The organism is Streptomyces sp. NPDC048473 (genome assembly GCF_043200155.1).
Taxonomy (GTDB): Bacteria; Actinomycetota; Actinomycetes; order Streptomycetales; family Streptomycetaceae; genus Streptomyces.
In genome coordinates this window covers 235,991-254,167 of record NZ_JBICXE010000010.1, presented here as the reverse complement: position 1 = coordinate 254,167, position 18,177 = coordinate 235,991, and the positions used below count along the sequence as shown (strand labels likewise).

Annotated in this window: 18 protein-coding genes; all 18 read right to left on the bottom strand. The window is 70.5% G+C overall.

Features of this window, described 5'->3' with window-relative positions; genetic code table 11:
- Positions 1–73: 73 nt before the first annotated feature.
- Entirely contained in the window at positions 74–316 is a 243-nt protein-coding gene (locus ACGFU7_RS19665; RefSeq protein ID WP_393697279.1) for a hypothetical protein, read from the bottom strand.
- Between the two features lie 57 nt (positions 317–373).
- A complete protein-coding gene (locus tag ACGFU7_RS19660; protein ID WP_393697278.1) occupies positions 374–1,510 on the bottom strand; it encodes an NUDIX domain-containing protein in 1,137 nt (378 codons plus the stop codon).
- Positions 1,511–1,587: 77 nt separating this feature from the next.
- Positions 1,588–2,883 (bottom strand): methyltransferase, FxLD system, encoded by a 1,296-nt coding sequence (gene fxlM / locus ACGFU7_RS19655; RefSeq protein ID WP_393697277.1) that lies wholly within the window; start codon positions 2,881–2,883, stop codon positions 1,588–1,590.
- Between the two features lie 110 nt (positions 2,884–2,993).
- Complete coding sequence (locus ACGFU7_RS19650; protein ID WP_393697276.1) at positions 2,994–4,934, bottom strand: ATP-binding cassette domain-containing protein; 1,941 nt, start codon at positions 4,932–4,934, stop codon at positions 2,994–2,996.
- A 233-nt stretch (positions 4,935–5,167) separates the two neighbouring features.
- Positions 5,168–6,280, bottom strand: a complete 1,113-nt coding sequence (locus ACGFU7_RS19645; protein WP_393697275.1) for a hypothetical protein — start codon at positions 6,278–6,280, stop codon at positions 5,168–5,170.
- Positions 6,281–6,284: 4 nt separating this feature from the next.
- Positions 6,285–8,330 carry a methyltransferase, FxLD system gene (gene fxlM, locus ACGFU7_RS19640; protein WP_393697274.1) on the bottom strand — a complete coding sequence of 682 codons (2,046 nt, stop codon included), beginning with the start codon at positions 8,328–8,330 and terminating at the stop codon, positions 6,285–6,287.
- A gap of 36 nt (positions 8,331–8,366) precedes the next feature.
- Positions 8,367–9,431, bottom strand: coding sequence for a lanthionine synthetase C family protein (locus tag ACGFU7_RS19635; RefSeq protein ID WP_097921475.1), 1,065 nt, complete (start codon positions 9,429–9,431; stop codon positions 8,367–8,369).
- Positions 9,428–11,467 carry a lantibiotic dehydratase family protein gene (locus ACGFU7_RS19630; protein WP_393697273.1) on the bottom strand — a complete coding sequence of 680 codons (2,040 nt, stop codon included), beginning with the start codon at positions 11,465–11,467 and terminating at the stop codon, positions 9,428–9,430. The genes ACGFU7_RS19635 and ACGFU7_RS19630 overlap by 4 nt, the downstream gene beginning before the upstream one ends.
- 90 nt (positions 11,468–11,557) lie before the next feature.
- Positions 11,558–11,743: an FxLD family lanthipeptide gene (locus ACGFU7_RS19625; protein WP_097921476.1), complete on the bottom strand. Its 186-nt coding sequence runs from the start codon at positions 11,741–11,743 to the stop codon at positions 11,558–11,560.
- Between the two features lie 124 nt (positions 11,744–11,867).
- The gene (locus ACGFU7_RS19620; protein ID WP_097921477.1) at positions 11,868–12,335 is read right to left on the bottom strand and encodes a DUF6082 family protein; all 468 of its coding nucleotides are present in this window, start codon (positions 12,333–12,335) and stop codon (positions 11,868–11,870) included.
- A gap of 74 nt (positions 12,336–12,409) precedes the next feature.
- A complete protein-coding gene (locus ACGFU7_RS19615; protein WP_393697272.1) occupies positions 12,410–12,985 on the bottom strand; it encodes a DUF6624 domain-containing protein in 576 nt (191 codons plus the stop codon).
- The gene (locus ACGFU7_RS19610) at positions 12,982–13,554 is read right to left on the bottom strand and encodes a hypothetical protein (RefSeq protein ID WP_393697271.1); all 573 of its coding nucleotides are present in this window, start codon (positions 13,552–13,554) and stop codon (positions 12,982–12,984) included. Before ACGFU7_RS19610 ends, ACGFU7_RS19615 begins: the two co-directional genes overlap by 4 nt.
- Positions 13,555–13,601: 47 nt before the next feature.
- Complete coding sequence (locus tag ACGFU7_RS19605) at positions 13,602–14,093, bottom strand: DNA-binding protein (RefSeq protein WP_393697270.1); 492 nt, start codon at positions 14,091–14,093, stop codon at positions 13,602–13,604.
- A 128-nt stretch (positions 14,094–14,221) separates the two neighbouring features.
- Complete coding sequence (locus ACGFU7_RS19600; protein WP_311659041.1) at positions 14,222–15,475, bottom strand: acyl-CoA dehydrogenase; 1,254 nt, start codon at positions 15,473–15,475, stop codon at positions 14,222–14,224.
- 88 nt (positions 15,476–15,563) lie between these two features.
- Positions 15,564–16,205 carry a GAF domain-containing protein gene (locus ACGFU7_RS19595; RefSeq protein ID WP_393697269.1) on the bottom strand — a complete coding sequence of 214 codons (642 nt, stop codon included), beginning with the start codon at positions 16,203–16,205 and terminating at the stop codon, positions 15,564–15,566.
- Positions 16,205–16,828, bottom strand: coding sequence for an ATP/GTP-binding protein (locus ACGFU7_RS19590; protein WP_179888477.1), 624 nt, complete (start codon positions 16,826–16,828; stop codon positions 16,205–16,207). The genes ACGFU7_RS19595 and ACGFU7_RS19590 overlap by 1 nt, the downstream gene beginning before the upstream one ends.
- A 52-nt stretch (positions 16,829–16,880) precedes the next feature.
- Positions 16,881–17,294 carry a DUF742 domain-containing protein gene (locus ACGFU7_RS19585; protein WP_393697268.1) on the bottom strand — a complete coding sequence of 138 codons (414 nt, stop codon included), beginning with the start codon at positions 17,292–17,294 and terminating at the stop codon, positions 16,881–16,883.
- Positions 17,291–17,725: a roadblock/LC7 domain-containing protein gene (locus ACGFU7_RS19580; protein WP_393697287.1), complete on the bottom strand. Its 435-nt coding sequence runs from the start codon at positions 17,723–17,725 to the stop codon at positions 17,291–17,293. The genes ACGFU7_RS19585 and ACGFU7_RS19580 overlap by 4 nt, the downstream gene beginning before the upstream one ends.
- Positions 17,726–18,177 lie beyond the last annotated feature (452 nt).

The following is an 18,177-nucleotide window of genomic DNA, read 5'->3' as shown; positions in this document are numbered from 1 at the left end:
ACCAACGTCAGGTGAACTGGCAGTTCACCACCCACGACGCACGCATCAAACTGCGCCACCTCTATCCCAAACATTAGCCGCGACGGCCTACTAGTACCTTCCCGCTGGCCAGGTGCAGCACGTGCAGGACGCGGCCGAGCTGATCGACGACGATCGCGCTGCAGGTGACGTGTCCGGTGAAGGTCGAGCGGCTGGCGATGTCCTCGCCGGTCCGGTCGAGGGCGTCCAGGAGGACGCCGAGCTGCTCGCGCTCGTGGGGGTGGCGTGCGAGGTAGGCATCGACGGTCGTGCGGATGTGGTGGTGCGACAACGGCATGTGGCTACCTCGGAGGGGGCGTGAGCGGGGCGAGTCAAGGCGGGGCGGTCGGTGGGGTCAGCTCAGCCGCATCCCCTCCGCAGGGATCTCCTCGATGGCGGCGGGGCGAGCGGTGGGCAGGCGCCACTGATCTCGTGCCGTCTCCATTGCGAGCTGGGCTTGTCGCGCTCCGGGCGGGCCCCAGCCCAGCAGGGCGGCTGCCTGGGCGGGGGTGGCGATCAGACGGGCGAAGGGGCGTCCGGTGGCGGGGTCGACGGCCGCTGGCCCGATGGCGGTGACCCGGGCGGCCAGGCGGAGCCGGGCGTTGGGCCCCACGCCTCCGTAGACCTCGCCGGTCTCGTCCAGCACCCAGCCCAGCCGAACCGGATCGGCCAGGGTGAGCTGGGCTTCCTCGGCGGCTTCGCGGCGCAGGGTGTCCTCGGGCGTCGCGTCGGTGCTCTCCACGGTGCCGCCGGGCAGCATCGGCAGCGCGCCCCGCGGGCCGGGGTCGGCCACAAGTACGACCCTGCCGTCAGGAACGAAGCACCAAGCCCAGGCTTGCCGTACGGGGAGCCGCTCGGGCACGGGGCCGCGGTTGAGGGGGCTGTCCCACAGGGGCCGGTAGCGGACGTGGACGTCGTGCCGGTCCAGAGCTGGGGCGTCGAGGATGTGCTGGCCGTCGGCGAGGTGGGCGGTGGCGGTGTTCCCGAGTCGGGCACGGTAGGCAGCGAGCATGATCTGCGCATCCACGGGGCGCAGCCGCCGTACTGCGTCTCGGGTCTCCAGGAAGGCGTACTCGGACAGCTCCTCATAGGGCAGGCTGATCGCCTCCACCTGGTTCGGGCGAAGGGGTCCCGCGTCGAAGACGAAGCGGACCTCGCCGGGGCTGGTCGAGCGGGGTGCGAGGTCGGGGTGGTACGAGGAGAAGGAGTGCACGGCGAGCACGGCCGACAGAGGCAGGACGAGGCCCAGTTCCTCAGTGATCTCGCGCCGGCAGGTGACGTGGGGGTGTTCGCCGGGTTCGACGACGCCTCCGGGCAGCAGCCACGTGCCGTCCTTGCGGTAGGTGGGGCGCACCAGCAGGACCCGGCCGACCTCGTCGGTGATGATCGCGGCTGCGCCTAGCCAGGCAGCGTGCCGGGCGGCGGCGTACTGCGCCGCCGGCAGAGCAGCATCCGGAGCGACGCGATCCGAAGGGGAGACAGGAGAGGACACGGGTCTCTGCCTTTCACGACTATGGACGGGTGGACGTGCAGCACGGGTGGGAGGCGGTGATCAGGAAGCACCGTCGTTCATCCGGCGTCGTTCCTTTCGAGGTCGGTGGGACGGGCGGTGCTGACGGGCACGATCGGCCAGTCCACGGTGACGCGGGTGTGCTTCTTGGCGAACACGTGCGGCTCGTGGACCGGGCCCGCCGGAGCACGGCCGGCTGCCGGGCGGGCGGTGATGAGGGGGCAGCGGGCACCGCGATGGTTGCGCTGCCAGCTCTCGATGTGCTCGGCCATCTCCCGCGCGACGAGGTGACCGTGCTCGCCGTAACCCTGGACGACGAACTCGTACCGGCCGTTGCCGTCGTCTCCGTCGCCGATGCGCTCATGGGCCAGCCGGGCAAGGGAGGCTCCGCGGACGATCGCGGCGGCAGGCCAGTGCGGGGGCGGAGGGTTGAGGACCTGGTGGTCGCCGTCGGGGTCGGCTTCCAGGCGGCAGAAGCCGGGCAGGGCGCCGGCGAGGTAGAGCGTGAGGAGATCGAAGGGCTCCTGGCCCCCGACGGTGATGTTGGTACGGGTGACGGTCGGCTCGCGGGTGAGGGCGGGGGCGAGTTGGTCCACGGACAGCGGGGTGCCGTCTTCCCAGGAGAGGTGGACTCCGGTGCCGGGGACGGTGCGGCAGTTGGGGTTCCAGGCGCCGTCGCCCTGCATGGCGACGAAGCCGCAGATGACGAGCGGTCCGTCGCTGTGCAGCACCCCCTTCTCCTTGGTGAAGCCGATGGCCCAGTGGTAGCCGTGCAGGCGCAGCGGCGCGACGAGCCGGCCGCCGACGCACAGGGCGTCGATCCAGGGCAGGTCCCAGGTGTCGACGGTGACCACGATGGCGTCGAATCCGCCCTCCGGCACCACCTTGGAGGGCAGGTGCTCGGCGTCCGCGGTGACCACACTTACCTGGCTGTATCCGGTCTCGGACAGGAAGCGGACGGCTCTCTCGGTGACGACCGGGTCGATGTCGAGGGTGGTGACGTGACCGGTCGGACCGACGAGTTCGGCGATCAGGGCGGCGTTGTATCCGCCGGAGCCGATCTCCAGGACGCGGTGTCCGGGTTGGATGCGGGCGGCTTCGAGCATGTCGGCTTGTAGCCAGGGCGCGGAGATGGAGCTGGTGGTGGTTCCGTCGTCGCGGTGCCGTGTGGCGACGATGTCGTCGGCGTACGCAGAGGGGAGGGGGACCTCGGGGGCGAAAGCGTGCCGGGGCACGGTTCGGAAGGCGCTCTCGACTGCGGCGGAGCGGATGTGGTTGCTGGCGCGGAGCTGCTCGACGAGCTGGTGGCGAAGCTCGCTCGCGTCGCTGACTTCGGTGGCCGATGAAGTCGTCACGGCATTCCTTCCGGTGTTCGTCGGACGGTTGAAGCATGGGGAGCAGGGAGGATCGGCGGCGGGTCGGTTCACTTGCCTGGCGGAGCGGTGGTCTGGCGAGGGCGGGGCGGTCAGGGGGTGTCGCCGCTCATCCGTCGCTGCAGCTCCCACAGCGTGCGGAAAAGTCCAGGTTCCTGGGTGAGCTGGGCATAGGTGCCCTCTTGGGCGATTCGTCCTTCGTCCAGGACCACGATTCGGTCGGCGACGGCCACGTTGGTGAGCCGGTGTGTGATCAGCAGGATGGATCGGTCCTTGGCCAGTTCGCGCAGGCCGGAGAAGATCCGGTGTTCCGCACGGGCGTCGAGGGCGGCCGTGGGCTCATCCATCACCAGCAGCGCCGCCTGCCTGTGGAAGGCGCGGGTAAGAACGAGGCGCTGCCACTGCCCGCCGGAGAGCTGCTGACCACCGAACCACTCGCTGGTCAGGAGGGTGTTCAGGCCGGAGCGGAGGCCCGGCAGTATCTCCGCGGCGCCGGATGCCTCGCACGCGGCGAGTAGCGCTGCATCGCTGGTGTCGCCCTGCCCGAACGTGATGTTGTCGCGCATCGTCAGCGGCAGGTACGTGAACTTCTGCGGCACCAGCGCGACATGCTCCCACGCTCCCCACGGATCGAGGTCCGCCGTGGAGACGTGGTCCCAGGCCACGTCACCCTCGGTGGGCAGTAGCAGCCCACACAAGAGACGCGAAAGGGTGGACTTGCCGGAGCCGTTCTCTCCGACCAGTGCCACGATCTCGCCCCGCTTCACGTGCAGGGAGACGTCGCTCAAGCTGTTCTTGGGGGCGCCGTCGTAACGGTAGGTGACGTTGCGGACCTCGAAGCGCTGCGGGGCGGCAGCCACCGTCTCGGTGCCACGGGAGTCGGCCATGGCCTGCCCGTGGGCGTTGTCGAGAAAACCTTGCCAGTCCTGCACGTACCAGCCGGTGCGTACCAGGCGGGCCCCGCCGTTGATGATGCCGCGCACCGAGCCGGTGGTGGTCTGGAGGGCGAAGACGGCGCCGCCGCCCGCCGCCAGGCCCATCCGTCCCGACGCCAGGAGCCACAGGAGCGCCGCCCACACCGCGATCGAGGCAATCCCGCCGGCCACGGCTCCGGCCAGTCCCATCCAGGCACCGGTGTTCGCGGCCTGGCGTTCCGCCGCGTTGACGGAGGCGGCCAGCTTCCGGTACCGGCCGATCAGGAAGGGACCGGCCAAACAGGCCCGCATCTCCTCGCTGGACTCCATGTAGGCCATGTGCCAGCGCAACTTGCCCAGCATCCGTCGCCGCCCGGAGGTCTCCAGGCCGGCGAGGTAGATCACGCGGGCGGAGCGGACGTAGGCGGCGGCCTGCGGCAGGCACGCGAGGAAGAGAAGGGGAAGGAGAACCGGATGCAGGACGGTCAGCACGGCTGCACCGGCCGCGAGCGTCGCGGTCGCCGCGAGGACGTCCTGCGCTTCCTCGACGAGGTCAGGGGTGACCTGGGCGCCGCGGTCGGCGATGTCGTAGGCGTCGTTATAGCCGGGCTTGTTGTTGGCGGCCAGTTCCGCGCCGAGCGCGGCCTCGACCATCGTCACCTCCGCGGCCCGGCCGAGCACCGGGCGCAGACGGCCGGTGAGCCAGACGACCGCGATCCCCAGCACCGAGCGCAGACCGGTGGCAGCGGCGATCACGGCCAGCTGCGGGGCGGCATCCCACAGCCTTTCGGTGATGTCGCCCGAGGAGATCAGCGCGGTGATCGTGCCCGTGACCGCCAGGAGGCCGAGAGCCGCGAGGACGCCGGTCCCGACCTGACACACCAGCAGTCCGATGGTCGCGCCGCGGTCCACATGCCAGGCCATCTGTACCGAGCGGCGCACGAGCGAGGGCAGGCGACGCGCCATGGTGCGGGAGGTCAGCTGGGAGCCGGCCTGGAGCCGTGACTCGTCGCGGTAGAGGTATTCCTCCTCTCGAACACTGGCCTCCTGCGGTTCGTCGTCCGGCGCGGTCCTTTTCGGTGGTTGCGGCGGCTGGTCCTGTGTAATGGCCGAGGTCATCGTTCCCCCTAGGACGGTCACTGCGGCAGAGTCGTGAGGTCTAACGACACGGCTGCGATATCGAACACACGTCATTCGGTCGTGCTGGAAAGCCCGCTATTTCCTGCGTGAGGGAACCCTGCAGGCGCGGGATCCCTGACGGGGCTTGGAGCAGCTCCGGGCGGTAAATGGCCGAAACGCCGACACCGCCGCGTGGCGTGGACAATCCGGCAGCTCCTCCCGGTCGTCCGCTCCTAACGGGGTTCTGGTTCGGTCTTCAGCAGCCTTTCCAGCTCTGCGGAGGCGTGGGCGACCGCGCCCGTCAGCGCCTGGCGGTGGTGGGCGGACAGGACGCCGGATCCCAGTCCGGCTGCGGCGATCACCGCGTTCAGCGAGTGGGTCGAGCCGGCGTCCAGGACGGACGCGGCGATGGGGTGGTGCAGTAGGTCGCGGGCGGCGTAGGCGTCGAGCCGGGCCACCTCGGCGATGGCTTTGGGCAGCGTGTCCGCGCACTGCCCGTCGGGGTCCAGTTCGAGGGCGGTCAGGCCCGCCCGGGTCTGGAACAGGGCGGTCGACGGATCGGGAGGGGCGCAGAGCACGGCCGCTTCGTCCAGGGTGTGTTCGAGGTCGGCCCGCGCAACTGGTACGCCGACGGGACCGCAGTGGGCGCGCAGGAGCAGGCCGATGGCGGTCTCCCAGGATTCCGTGGGCTGGGTGGTGTCAATCAGGTCGAGGGCCTGCTGGCTTCGTCCTTGTTCCATCAGGGCCATGATTTTGATCTGGCGGCCGTCGAGGAGCCGGTTGCCGATGCCGCGGTGCCGGGCCATGGCTTCGGCCGCCTCGGTCCACCGGCCGATGCGTGCGAGGGCGCGGGCACCGTCCACGAGCAGGGTGACCCACAGCTCCTGGCACACCTGCCGGTGATCGGCCTCGGTGCTGGTCAACGCGGACAGGTCGACGGAGCGGCCGTCGATCTCGGTCTTCTCCCGTTGCCGCGCGGCGTGGTTGAGGCGGTTGAGGAGGTCATAGGCGGCCTCGCCTTGGCCGTCGCGTGTCAGTAGCCGGGAGAGGTTGGCCAGCGGCATCAGCGACATGACGCCGATCGGCCCGCTCATGCGTCCGGCGTCGGCGAAGACCTGGTGCTGGCGCCAGCACAGGTCGGTGGCCAGGTCGGGTAGGCCGACGTCGGAGGCGATGAGTGCGGCGTAGTTGAGGATGCTGCAGGTGCGGGCCACCAGGTCGTGGTGGCTCGCACCTGCGGGTGCGACGGTCAGCCCGGTGAGGTGGTTGATGCGCTCTTCCAAGGGGAGCGCGGGCGCCTTGGTGCGGCGGACCAGGGGGATGCGGCTGGCTATCGCGGGGATCATCGGCTCAGCCCTTGCGCGCCCAGTCGACGGCGAGTCGGCTGTAGGGCTTGTCGACGACGAAGCGCGCCTCGTCGACCGGCAGCCGGTCACGGGAGTTGGCGACGGCCATACGGAAGCCCGGCTCGGGGGCGTCGTTGCCGCCGCTGGCGTCCCAGGCGCGGATCTCGGTCACGACGCGCTCGGCGAGGTCGCCTCCGGCCTTGCCGTGGCCGATCACTCCGACCTCCCAGTACTGGCCCTTCTCGTCTTCGCCCTCGCGGATGGTCAGGTAGGCCAGCGACCCGCCGTCGAGGGCGGCCATGGAGCCCCACCCGAAGTGCGGGGTGAACCCGGGGCGTTGGCCCGGCAGTCGGGACAGACCGTTGGGCAGTGCGCAGGCCAGGTACAGGTACAGCCACTCCCACGCCGAGCCCTGCCGGAACTTCACCCCGGTGTAGAGCTTGGTCTGCTGCTCGTCGAGAACCGTGCGCAGCGCTTCGCGGTCGACGTCCTGTTCGCTGAACGTCTCCAGGCGGACGTTGCCCTCGCCGGACATGGGGACGAGGGTGTACACGTCGTCGCAGACGCCCTTGCGGAGCGGGACGAAGGTGGCCATCTCGCAGGAGACGGTCTTCCACGTGTCCCCGTCGCGTTCGAAGGCGAAGGAGCGGGAGATGCTGCCGCGGATGCGCATCGGCAGGACCAGTCGCCCGTCGGGCGCGAGCTGGTCGAGGATCTTGACCGGGACGTCGCCCGCGCCGACCGTGAATTGGATGCGGTCGTAGGGGGCGTGCTCGGGCAGCCCGGCCGCCCCGTCGGCCATCACCGCGGTGGCGTTCTGCACGCCGGCTTCGGCAAGGTGCTTGCTCGCGCCGGCGATGAGGTCCTCGTCGACGTCGAGGGTCCACACCTGCCCGCCGGGCGAGACGATCTGGCCGAGGAGGGCGGCGTTGTATCCGGTGGCGGCCCCGGCTTCCAGGACCTTGTGACCGGGCTGGGCGCCGAGCTGTTCGAGCTGGGTGGCGACGACGGACGGCGCGGAGATGCAGGAGATCATCTCCCCGTGCTCGTCGTGCTTGATCGGGACCGCGTCCTCCTTGTACGCGCTCTCCAGGTCGACGCCGGGCAGGAAGGCGTGCCGGTCGGTGGTGCGGAACGCGTCGATGGCAGCCTGGCTGCGCAGGTGGCCGCTGTCGACGAGTCGCTGGGCGAGAGCTTCACGCAGCTGGTTGGGGTCGTTCACGGGTGTCACGGTGGTCTCCATCCGAGGGAGGTTAGGGTCCGCCGGGGCGGACTTGCGGGTAGACACGTCAGCGCCTTCTCCGGTGGAGAAGGCGACGTGACGGCCGAGCCACGCGGTGGCGGCCTGCGCGTCAACGGGTACGCCCGCGCGGTTGAACGCGAAGATGGCGTGTTGGGCGAGCACGCCCCGGATTCCGCGTATCAGTCGGCCGTCGGCGGCGAGTCGGCGCAGGCGGCGGCCGGCATCCTCGAACGCGGCGACGCGCTCGCCCCAGCCCGCTTCCGGCTGCGGGCGCAGAGCGGCGTCCGCGTTCATCAGCCGCCGCATCGCGGAGACGGCCTGCTCCAGCGTGGCCCCCTGGGGCGGGTTGACGGGATGCCGCAGGGCAGCCCACCGGGCGTAGACGTCCCCGACTTCGAACGGGTCCAGCCCTGTCGCGCGGATCATGGCGGACAGCAGCATCACGCTGCGCTCGCGGGCGCCGGGGGTACCGGTCTCGGCGAGCGCGGCCGGGCTGTCGGCGCAGAACACGTCGTGCGCGACCTGCATGCCCTCGGGGCCGCCGAACGCATAGGTCTCCGGCTCGTAGATCCCGCCCGTCCAGCCGGTGATCACACGGTCGGCGACGAGCTGGTCCAGCAGACCGGTGGCGGACTGTTCGGTGCGCAGGCGCACGCCGGCGTCCTTGCGCAGGAAGTGGAACCGGCGTCCGGATAGCGCGGTGGCCAGGGCCTGTGCAGCGGTGTGGTGCGGGTCGGGGAACGCCACGGAGGCGTGCCACCAGGAGGTGTCCGGTGGGATGGGCAGGTTCTCGTCGTCGAAGGTCATGGGCAGCGAACTCCTTGCGGGACGGCAGGGTGGGGGTCAGGTGAGCAGGAGGGCACGGGTCCAGCCGGCGGTGCCGGTGTCGTGCAAGGCGAGTTGGGCTCCGGCGCGGCCTTCCAGGAAGCCAGGTTTGGGCAGGTGCTCCCAGTCGGCGGCCAGCCGGCGGTGCAGGTCCTTGACGATCGGCGTGAAGCGGGCGGGCGCGGGGCTGTCGGCGGCGACCGCGCGGGTGAGGGTCAGCAGCCCGGCCCAGCCGTGGCAGAGGGTCGAGTCGGTGATGCGGTCGAGCTGCTGTGGGTCGGTCAGGATGGTCTCGACGGTGTCCTCGGCCGCTTGGCGCCGGGCAGGGTCGCCGAGGGCGAGCGCGGCGAGCTGTTGCGCGCGGGCGATGCCGGGCTGGCCGTAGCACCAGGACTGGCGGGCTGGCTCCGCCTCGGGCGGTTGGTCGGCGTCCAGGTGGGCTGCGGTGGACCAGTAGTGGGTGCCGTGCCGGTCGAGCCAGATCGCGAACGTGCCGATGGCCTCCTCCTGGCCGGGAACGCTGACTCCGGCGCGCAGGGCGAGGGAGAGGACGGCCAGGGGCCCCGCGATCCCGTGGGCCATGCCGTTGTTACCGTGCCCGCCAGTCATATCGGTCCCACCGGGGCCGGCCGCCGACCACCACCCCGGCAGCATCCGACCGTCACCGCGGGCGGGTTGAGCGAGCGCGACGAGGCAGGCGAGAACGTCGTGCAGCCGGGGCGCGATGGGGCGGGACAGCAACAGCGCGGCGAGCCCGGTCAGACCGCGGATGAGGTCCCATTCGGCGAGATGGGGCAGCGGGCCGGCGGCCTGACGGCGGTGGGCAGCGGCGAGCCGGGCGTCCACGACGCGGTCGACTGCCGCGCGGACGTCGTCGCCGACCCCGTTAGCGAGGGCCAGGACGAACTCCAGGGCGGGTGCGCCGTGGAAGAGGCTGGCGTTGCTGCCGGTGCTCACGCCCCGGGCGGTGGCCTGGGCGAGGTGACGGCGGGCCGTGGACAGGTCACGGCGCTCGATGTCGAGCAGGGCCATGCCCAGGGCACCCTCGGACAGGTCCTGCGTACGGGGCACGGTCGTCGTCATGCGCGCCTGGCCAGGGGGACGACGATGCTGTGGGCCCGGCCGCCGATCCATCCGTCGGCGTCCAGCGGGGGCGCGTCGTGCAGGGTGGCGATACCGACGGGGCTGGCATCCAGGTGCGCGCGCAGCAGGTCCAGGTCGACGTCGCGGGTGAGGTCAAGGGTGAGGTGCTGGTCGTCCTCCGCCAGGAGTACCTGTTCCGGCACCCGGAACCGGGTCCGCCAGGCGTGGAGTTGATCCGCCCACTGCTGCAGTGGTGCGGTGCGGTCAGGCAGTATGCGGCTGCGGATCTTCCACCGGGCGGTGGCGAGGATGGTGCGGCGGTAGGTGAGTGCCGGGGTGAAGGGCAGGGCCCAGGCGGCGCCCCAGTCGAACCAGGTCACCTGCGGGGACGCGGCCCGGCTGATCTCGCCGAGGAAGCGGGCCATCGGCGGGGTGTAGTTGTTCCACAGGAAGTTGATGGCGGTGGGGGCCAGCAGCTCCAGCGGCTTGCCCGTCGCGGTCTCCACCAGCTGGGGGCGGCCGTCGGCGACGGTGACCGACAGGTCGCGGGGGAAGAGGACGTTGGGGCCGGGGCGCCGGAATTCTCCGACGCTGACGACGCGGGGCAGGGCCTGCGGCGCGCGGGTGAGCAGGTCGGCCGGCACACGTCCAGCGTGGAAGGAGAGCTGCGCGAGTTCCGCCTCCGGATCGACGGTGGGCAGGTTCGCGTACGCCGCCTCCGTACCCGGCAGTAGGTGCCAGAACCGGCCGGTCATCGATCCGGCCGAGCGGGAGACGGTCAGCACACGCAACCGAAAGTCCCCACGATTCAGAGCCGAGACGGAGGAGGCGTGCACCTGTGTAGCAAGTTCGACGTGAGGTGCCAGATCGTGGGGCCTCTTGCCGGCCGCGGCTTCCAGTTCCTCGATCATCGCCCCGGTCATTGCGACAGTGCGGCTGCCTTCGGCGGCGGCGGTGCCGGCCAGCTCCAACAACAGCCGGTCGCGTCGGGACATCGGCCGGGGCGGTTCGCTCGCCGTGAGGAACCCGGCCGGGAAGCCCACGCCCCGGTCAGGGTCCGTGGCCATGTCCACCGGCACCATGGTGTTCTCGCCGTAGAGCTCGGTGAATCGCTCGATCCATCGCTGCCATGTCGGTGTTCCGGTCGGGTGGGTGACCAGGCGGGCCAGGAGGGTCGCCGCGGTTTCCACTTCGGTCAGCACCTGTTCGGGCAGCCGCACGTCGGCGTCCAGCCGCAGGTCGCACGCTGTCCGCAGGCCAGCTGCCTGAGCGCGCGCCGTGGGCGGTAGGACGTCGGTGGGGTCGGCGACGGTGGCGGGTGCGCGCAGCGACGAGCGCAGCAGCCGTACCCGCAGCAGTTCACCGAGCAGATGGTGGCGCGCGGTGTCACTCACGGCGGGGAACTCCGCGGCCAGCTTGTCGGACAACTGGCTGTACACGATCGGTGATCGGGCCAGATCGAGGACGAGACGCAGTGCGGGGTTGAGGGCGAGGCGGAACTCGGCGTCGCCTTCTGAGGGTACGTGGATGTGCTGGTCGCGCTGTTGGATCAGGGTGTTGACGCAGACCTCCGCGTCGGCCATGTACGCGGCGTTGCTCTCCCAGTTGCTGAGCATCTCCTCGAGTCCGGTCGGTTCGGGGCGGGTCACGGCCTGGTGCTTGTCGCCGATGTGGACGGAGGTGGTCTGGGCGAAGCCGAGCGGGGCGACGCCGGCGAACAGGCCGTAGGGGGTGGAGCGACGTGCGTAGCGGATCGCATAGCGGGCGGTGGACAGCGCCGCCCGGCGTATCCGGCGCACCTTCGGTGTGCGGCCGTCGATGATGGCCTGCACCTGGTCCACCAGATGGGGGCTCGCTTGCGACACGGTGTGGCGGAAGCCGGTGTCGGACCACACCGTGCTCAGCCACGCGCGCCACTCTTCCACGGGTGCCGTGCGTGTTGGCCACGGCGGCATGGCGGGTTCGGTCGTGTGGACCGCGGCGCGCAGCATGGCCTGCCCCGCGGCCTGGTACAGGCTTAGCCGTTGCCGTGTCATCAGCGTTTCCTTCATCTTCTGGGCGTGACGGGCTGGGGCGGGCCGGAAGGGGAGAGCCCCGTCCGGCCCGCGCTGCCGGGGTGACCCGGCTTACGAGGTGGTGCAGGCGCTGGGGCAGGAGCTGCCGCAGTTGTCGCCGGTGCCGCACATCAGGACCGTCTCGGTCGCCGGCGTTCCCTCGATGAAGGTGATGTCGAGCCCGAACGGGTCGTCGTCGGTCTTCACAAGGTCGGCCTGCGCGGGAGCGGTCGGCCTTTCGGTCTGGGTGGCGGTCATGCGTGCCTCCTGTAAGTGGTGGGTGGTGCGGGGTACCGGGACCCGGTCGGGCCCCGGGGTCTGATGCCCGACGAGCGGGCCAGCGAAGTTGCCTGGTCCATGGCGTCTGGGGGGTGTGGTGCTGTCAGGCTGCTGTGGGCTGCGCCAGCGGGGTGTTCTCGGCGGCGTGGTCCAGTACCCGGGTGAAGTGCTCGGCCCGCTCGTCGCCCTCGGCCTCTTGGGCGCGGAGGTCACCGAAGTGCTTCCAATACCGGCGGCTGACGTCGCTTTTCATGATCCACGCGGCGAAGAGGGGAAGGTGCCCCTTCGGGATGAAGCCGAGGCGGTCGCGCAGGCTGAACGTGCAAAGGAGCCGGTTGGCCGACATGAGCCGCATGTACTCCTCGGTCTCCATGCCCTCGGGCTTCCAGATCTCGGCGAGTTCGGGATTGATGGACATCTGAGCGAGCCAGTCGATCTGGTTGCCCGCGAGAAGCGCCTCGTTCCGTTCGGCCTGGTGCCGCGCGTCCTGCCGGAGCCGGGCGGCTCCGACCACGGCGGTCGCGAGAGAGACTGCTGCGCCAGCAGCGAGGACGGCGGTGGTGAGCTTCATACGGCAACGGTCCTTTTCGCATAAGGGGGAACGGTGGGTGCGTCGGATCGGTGGAGTGGGCGGGGCACGCTGGGTCATGCGACCTCCGCGAGCACGACGGTCGAGGAGTCGCCGGCCTGGTGACCCTGGGCGAACCGGCGACGCACCGTCTCCAGGGCCGTGGCGATCGGTGACAGCCCGACGGAGGCCCTTCGCTGGTCCAAGGAGTCGGGCGCGCGCACTGGACACAGCTCAACTCCGCTTGCGGTGAGGACCTGTTGAGTCCCGAACTCCTGGGGGCGACCGCTGTTGACCAAGGTGCGGTCGTAGAGGTGGGCCCAGTGCTGGACACGCGCGTCGCCGTCCTGGACTGCGCGCTCCAGCAGGGTGGCGCCCGCCCGTTGGAAGTCGGCGTCGTCGTCGGCGTGAAGAGCCAGGCTCCAGGCGGCGCGTGCCGCTTCGGCGCCGACGAGGCGGTGGCCGGGCCAGTCGTGTTCGGCCAGGACGCGGCGCAGCACCTTGGCGTCGGCGTGGTCGGCGTGACGGTCCTGGCCGAGTTGGACGGCGTCCAGCTGGTTGCGCAGGCGCTTGGCTCTGCGCGCTGCCGCCTTCGTGGCTCGATCGATGAGTTCGCGTGCGAGGTCCGGTCGCAGCGGTTCGGCGGCCGTCACGCGATGCTCCGGCTGTCTGTGGGGGACTGCGGTTCGTGGACCCGGCAGGCGATGAGCGCGCTCAGTCCAGAACGTTGCTCGGCGATGAGTTCGAGACGGGCGACGCGTTCCTCGTGCTGTCCGGTCCCCGATCCTCGTACGTCCCAGCCCATGTCGGTGAACCGTCGGAGGACGGGGGCGATCGGATCCACGTCGAGGGGCTGGCGGGCCAGGGCTTCGGCGCGTACGAGGGGCAGGTCGCGTCGGGCGGCGAAGTCGGAGGCCCACAGGGTGATCAGCTGGATGGTGTCGTCGGAGCTGTCGGGCAGGGTGTGGATGCAGCTCAGGAACAGGCACGATCCTTGGCCCCAGCCGAGGTCGGGCGCGCGCTGCGGGATCATGCAGGCCAGCAGCAGACCGTCCTCGAACAGGCCGGCCGGCTTCGATTGCGGATTGCGGAACAGGGCTGGGACATCGGCTCGGGCGGGTACCGGGAGGCCGCGCATGGTGAGCCAGCGCTGTCGGTCCTGGACGAGCGCGGCGGCCTCGTCTCGCTCGGCGTCCGTGCACAGAGTCCGCATCTCGTACACGGCTGATAACTCTGGTGCGCGCTGGTGCAGTGATGCGGGAGACGTGTTCACTGCACTGCTCCGCTCTCCACCGTGCCGGTCGGCTTGGTGCCCAGTAGGTGCCAGGCGTGGGCCAGGACGACGAGCTGGGTGACGTCGGCGGCGCCTGTCTCGTCGAGCAGTCCGTCGAGGGCGGAACGGAGATCGGCGGGGGCGATCTTGGCGGCGAGGGCGATGTCGCGGGGGAAGCTGAGTTCAGCGACCGCCTTCAGCAGCAGCCGCTTCTCCGCGTTGAGCTCCGGCGTTGCCCGGTCCGTCGTCGGCGGGGCTACCTGCTCGGTCGCCAACAGGCGATGCACGAGCACATGCGGCTTGCAGCGAGGCGGGCAGTGGACGCTCACCCGGATGTCGCGGAGGTACTGACGGACCGTGTGGGGCGACAGGCCAGTCCTCGTGGTGATGTCTTGGGTAGCGAGACCGTCCACGAGGTGCTGGGCGACGCGCTGGTGGGTCGGCTTCAGCGGTGTGATCGGTGCGCTGGTCGTCGTGGACGGGGTCACGGGTGTCTCTTCCTCGGCTGGGTGGACGGTTTCCGGAAGGGGTGCCGCCGTCCCCCGCGGGGGACGGGGGCCGGCGGCACGGGCCCGCGCGCGGCGGTCTGGATTCACGGGGTGCCGCGCGCGGGGGTTCATGCGGCGGTGGGGTCGGGTTGTGCCCAGGCAGCCTCGGCAGCGAGGCGTTCGGACCACTGGATGTGGTCTTCGTCGAAGGCAGCGTCGGAAAGGCGTATTCGCTGGACCTCGCCCGTTCCGGCCGGCGGGTGGGTGTGCTGGATGTCGCGCCACAGGCGCTGGAGGACGTACTCGCGGTCGAGGGCTTGGGCGCCGTGCAGTTCCATGGAGTCCTGAACTGACTGCATGGCCCACTGGTGGCCCAGGTACTTCGCGTTGATGAGCTCGGCGTCGCAGGACAGGCTCTGGTCGAGGAGATGCACGGACTGGTAGGCCAGGATGCGTGCAGCGCGCAGGCGGGCCTCCATGTCGCCGACGCGGTCCCGCAGGACCGGCAGATCGGACAGGGCACCCCGGTAGCGGGGCCGGGCCTTGAGGTAGGAGGTCGTGGTGGCGGCGACCGCCTCGTGGATGCCCAGGCTGACGGCGGCCAGGTTGGGACGGCCGTACAAGATGCTGCTGCTCTGGGCCACGCTCAGACCCTGGCCGATTTCGCCGACCACGTTATCCGTGGGGACGCGGACGTGGTCGAGGTCGAGGCGGCCGGCGGAGAAGCCGTGAAGGCCGAGGCCAGGGCGGTGGTCAGCGATGGAGAGTCCGGGGCGGTCGGATTCGACCATGAACGCGGTCAGCGCATGGGAGGTACGCACGCCTGCCTCGGCGGTCCGGGCGATCACGAGGTGGGCTCCCGCGAGATGGCTGTTGCCGATGTGAACCTTGTTGCCGGTGATCACCCACTCGTTGCCGGCGGGTTCAGCTGTGGTCTCGATCCCGCCGATGTGCCCGCCGGCGGTCGGCTCGGTCACCGCGATCGACAGGAGCAGCGAACCGTCCGCCACTCCCGGCAGCCAGCGGACTTTCTGTTCATAGGTGGCGAAGTGCAACAGGGCGCCGACGGGGATCAGGGTGGCCTGCAGGATGGCCGCGGCAGCAGCCGAGACGCAGCCGACGCGGTGGAGCAGGACCGTTTTGGCCACATGGCCGGCGCCCAGGCCGCCGAAGGCGGGCGGGACAGTGACGGCGAACCAGCCCCGCGCGGCCATCAGATCGGCGACCTTGCGCTCCACCCGGCCCGGAGCGGCTTCCATCCGTACGGCGCGCGGCGCGACGTGCTCGGCCGCGAAGGCGTCCGCCTCGTTCCACAGCAGTTCGTGGCGGGCGGTGAGATAAGGACGCAGCGCCGGAGGCGGTGTGGCGGGTGTGGCGGTCATGGTCGTCTCCCTCTCCCTGGGTAAAGGTCGCGCGGTGAAGCGGCCGGGGATCGCTAGCGGCTCCCGGGTGGGGGGCGGTGGAACGGGTCTAGCGGACGGGCGCGTGGGCGATGTGGTCCATCACCTGAGCTCCCGTGCTGATGACGATGTCTCTGAGCCGTCGGGCCTCGCTCAGGGGCCGCTTCTCGGGGTCGATGACGCAGACCGTGCCCAGCACGGTGCCGCTCTCATGGATGAGCGGTGCGCCGAAGTAGGAGCGGATGCCGACCGCGTCGACCACGTGGTTACCGCTGAAGCGGGGGCTGGCGTGTACGTCGTGCAGCGGGAGGGCCTTCTTGCGCGCCACGACCTCCGGGCACCAGCCGTGGTCATGGCTCATGGTGCGGCCGACGATGACATACCCGCTGTCCGCAGGCGGCTGGTGCAGGCCGACGAAGGTCTGCTCCTCCAGGAACAGATTGACGAACCCGTACAGGAACCCGGCCTCCTCGGCCATGCCGCGGGCCAGCTCGTCGAAGTCCTGGCTGGCAGCGGTGGACAGGCCCAGGCGCTCCAGCAGCTCGTACCGCTGCGCCAGTTCGGTCGCCTGCTGGGCCTGCGGGCCGGTGACGGCAGCACCGGCTGGGATGGACAGCCCGTGGGCGCCGTCGCGCATGCCGCGTTGCGGCAAGGACAGCGCGGGCGGGGCGGCTTGGGGCACGAGGTGGGGATCGTTGGGCTGATATGACATCAGGCGTCCTGGAGGGTGGTGGTGGATGTGGGGCGAGCGGGTCCTGCCGGTGCGTTCTGCACGGCGTGGCCGACGAGGGTCAGCAGGACGCCGGCGACGTGGCTCGGATTGCGGGCGTCCCAAGAGGTCGCCCCCACCGTCCAGCGGGGCGAAACGTCGGTGACCACCGGCACAGAGGCGGGCAGGTCGAGGGCGGCGCGGACCTGTTCGGGGTGGTAGCGGTGGGCTCCGTCGAAGTGGTTCACGGCGACGACGAAGGGCAGGCCGATGTCTTCGAAGAAGCTGACGGGGGTGAAGCTGCTTTCCAGGCGGCGGGTGTCGACCAGGACGACCGCGCCGACGGCTCCCCGGGAGAGGTCGTACCAGAGGTCGACGAACCGGTCCTGGCCGGGCGTGCCGAACAGGAACAGCTCCAGAGGTACGGGCGCGTCGGGGAGGCTGAGGCGGCCGAAGTCGAAGGCGACCGTGGTGGTCTGCTTGGCCTCGACGCCTTCCAGGCTGTCCACGTCCGTGCTCGCCTCGGTCAGGTACTCCTCCGTGCTCAGCGGCGTGATCTCGCTGACCGCGCCCACGGCGGTGGTCTTGCCGGCGCCGAACCCCCCGGCGATCACGATCTTCAGCACGGTCGGTGCACCAGCATGCGAGGGCGCCGAAGTCCGCAGGCTCTCAGGCGGGTCATCCGGCCTGGCGGTAGGCGATGGCATCGGGAAACTTCCTTTTCAGGGCCACTGAGAGGGCCGCCAATAGGTGGGTGGTGGGGCGTTCATCCGAATCTGCGTCGGAGGGGGCATAGGCGGCGGTGACGGAGATGACCAGGGCTTGGGAGTCCAGGAGGTCCGAGACGAGGATCTTGACGGCGGTGACGGGGCGGCCGAGCCGTCCCGCCAGCTCGGTCACCGAACGCCGGTGCTCCCGGCACAGAGCGAGGATCTCTTCGCATTCCTCGGCCTGGCCCAGGCCGGGCCGTCCGGGGCCGGCGTCCAGCACGGTGTCTAGGCCCAGCAGGTGCCGCGGCCTGGTGCGTCCGCGCGTCAGCGTGTAGGTCCGCACGAACGTCGAGTCCTCGGCCGCATCGCCGTGGGTGCTCACCGGGACTCATCACCTGTGCCGACCCGGACGGGGATCTGCATGTAGGGGGCGAACTTCTTGACCAGGCGCCCCATCTCGAACCCGACGGGGCCTGCGTCGGCGTCCGGGGCAGCGATGACGGCGAGGACCGTGTCCACCTCACCGCGTTCGTTGCCGGGGTGGTCTTCGAAGGCCGCGCTGCGACCGGCGCTCTGGACGAAGAACAGGCAGTCGTCGCGCTCGATGATGACCTGCCGGGCCGGCCGCTTCTGGTGGCTGGGGCCGGTTGCGTTCGACGCGAGGGAGGCCACTCCGCTAAGCGCGGCCGACAGTTCGTCCGCCCAATCCTTGTCCACCTCGCTGTCCAGGAGCCGCAGCCCGTCCCGCGACAGCAGAACGGCGTGCAGGACGCCCGGAACGTCGTCGGCGAACTGCCGCAGCAGCCAGGCCATGTCATCCCGCTGATGGCTGGCTCTGTACACGTCGAGGAGCAGCGTTTCTACAGCAGTTCGGGAGGCACTTCGGCGGCCGGCGCGGAGCTGTTGTTCATGACGATGGGCAGCACCGCCAACCGCCGGGGAAGCGCTCCGCCGTCTGCGCCGCCATTGGAGCCCGGGTCGCCGAGGACAAAAGCGCTGGCTACGGGGCCAGGCGATCGGTGGTGCAGCCTCGATGCCGTCACGCGGGCCGCTGTGGCGTACCGCCTCCCGTTCTCGTGAACATCGACATCCCGCCGCAGCGGGTGCCTCCCAGAGTCGTGAAGAACTGACTTCACGAGTCGTGAATAAAGCCAGATGGCTCGCCGTCGCCTCGGATGCAGGCGCGACGCCGGTCGTCGAGTTCATTTCAGGGTGGGTGCTCATGAGGATCGCTCCAGAAGGGGGAAGGGCCGGCGGATATGTCC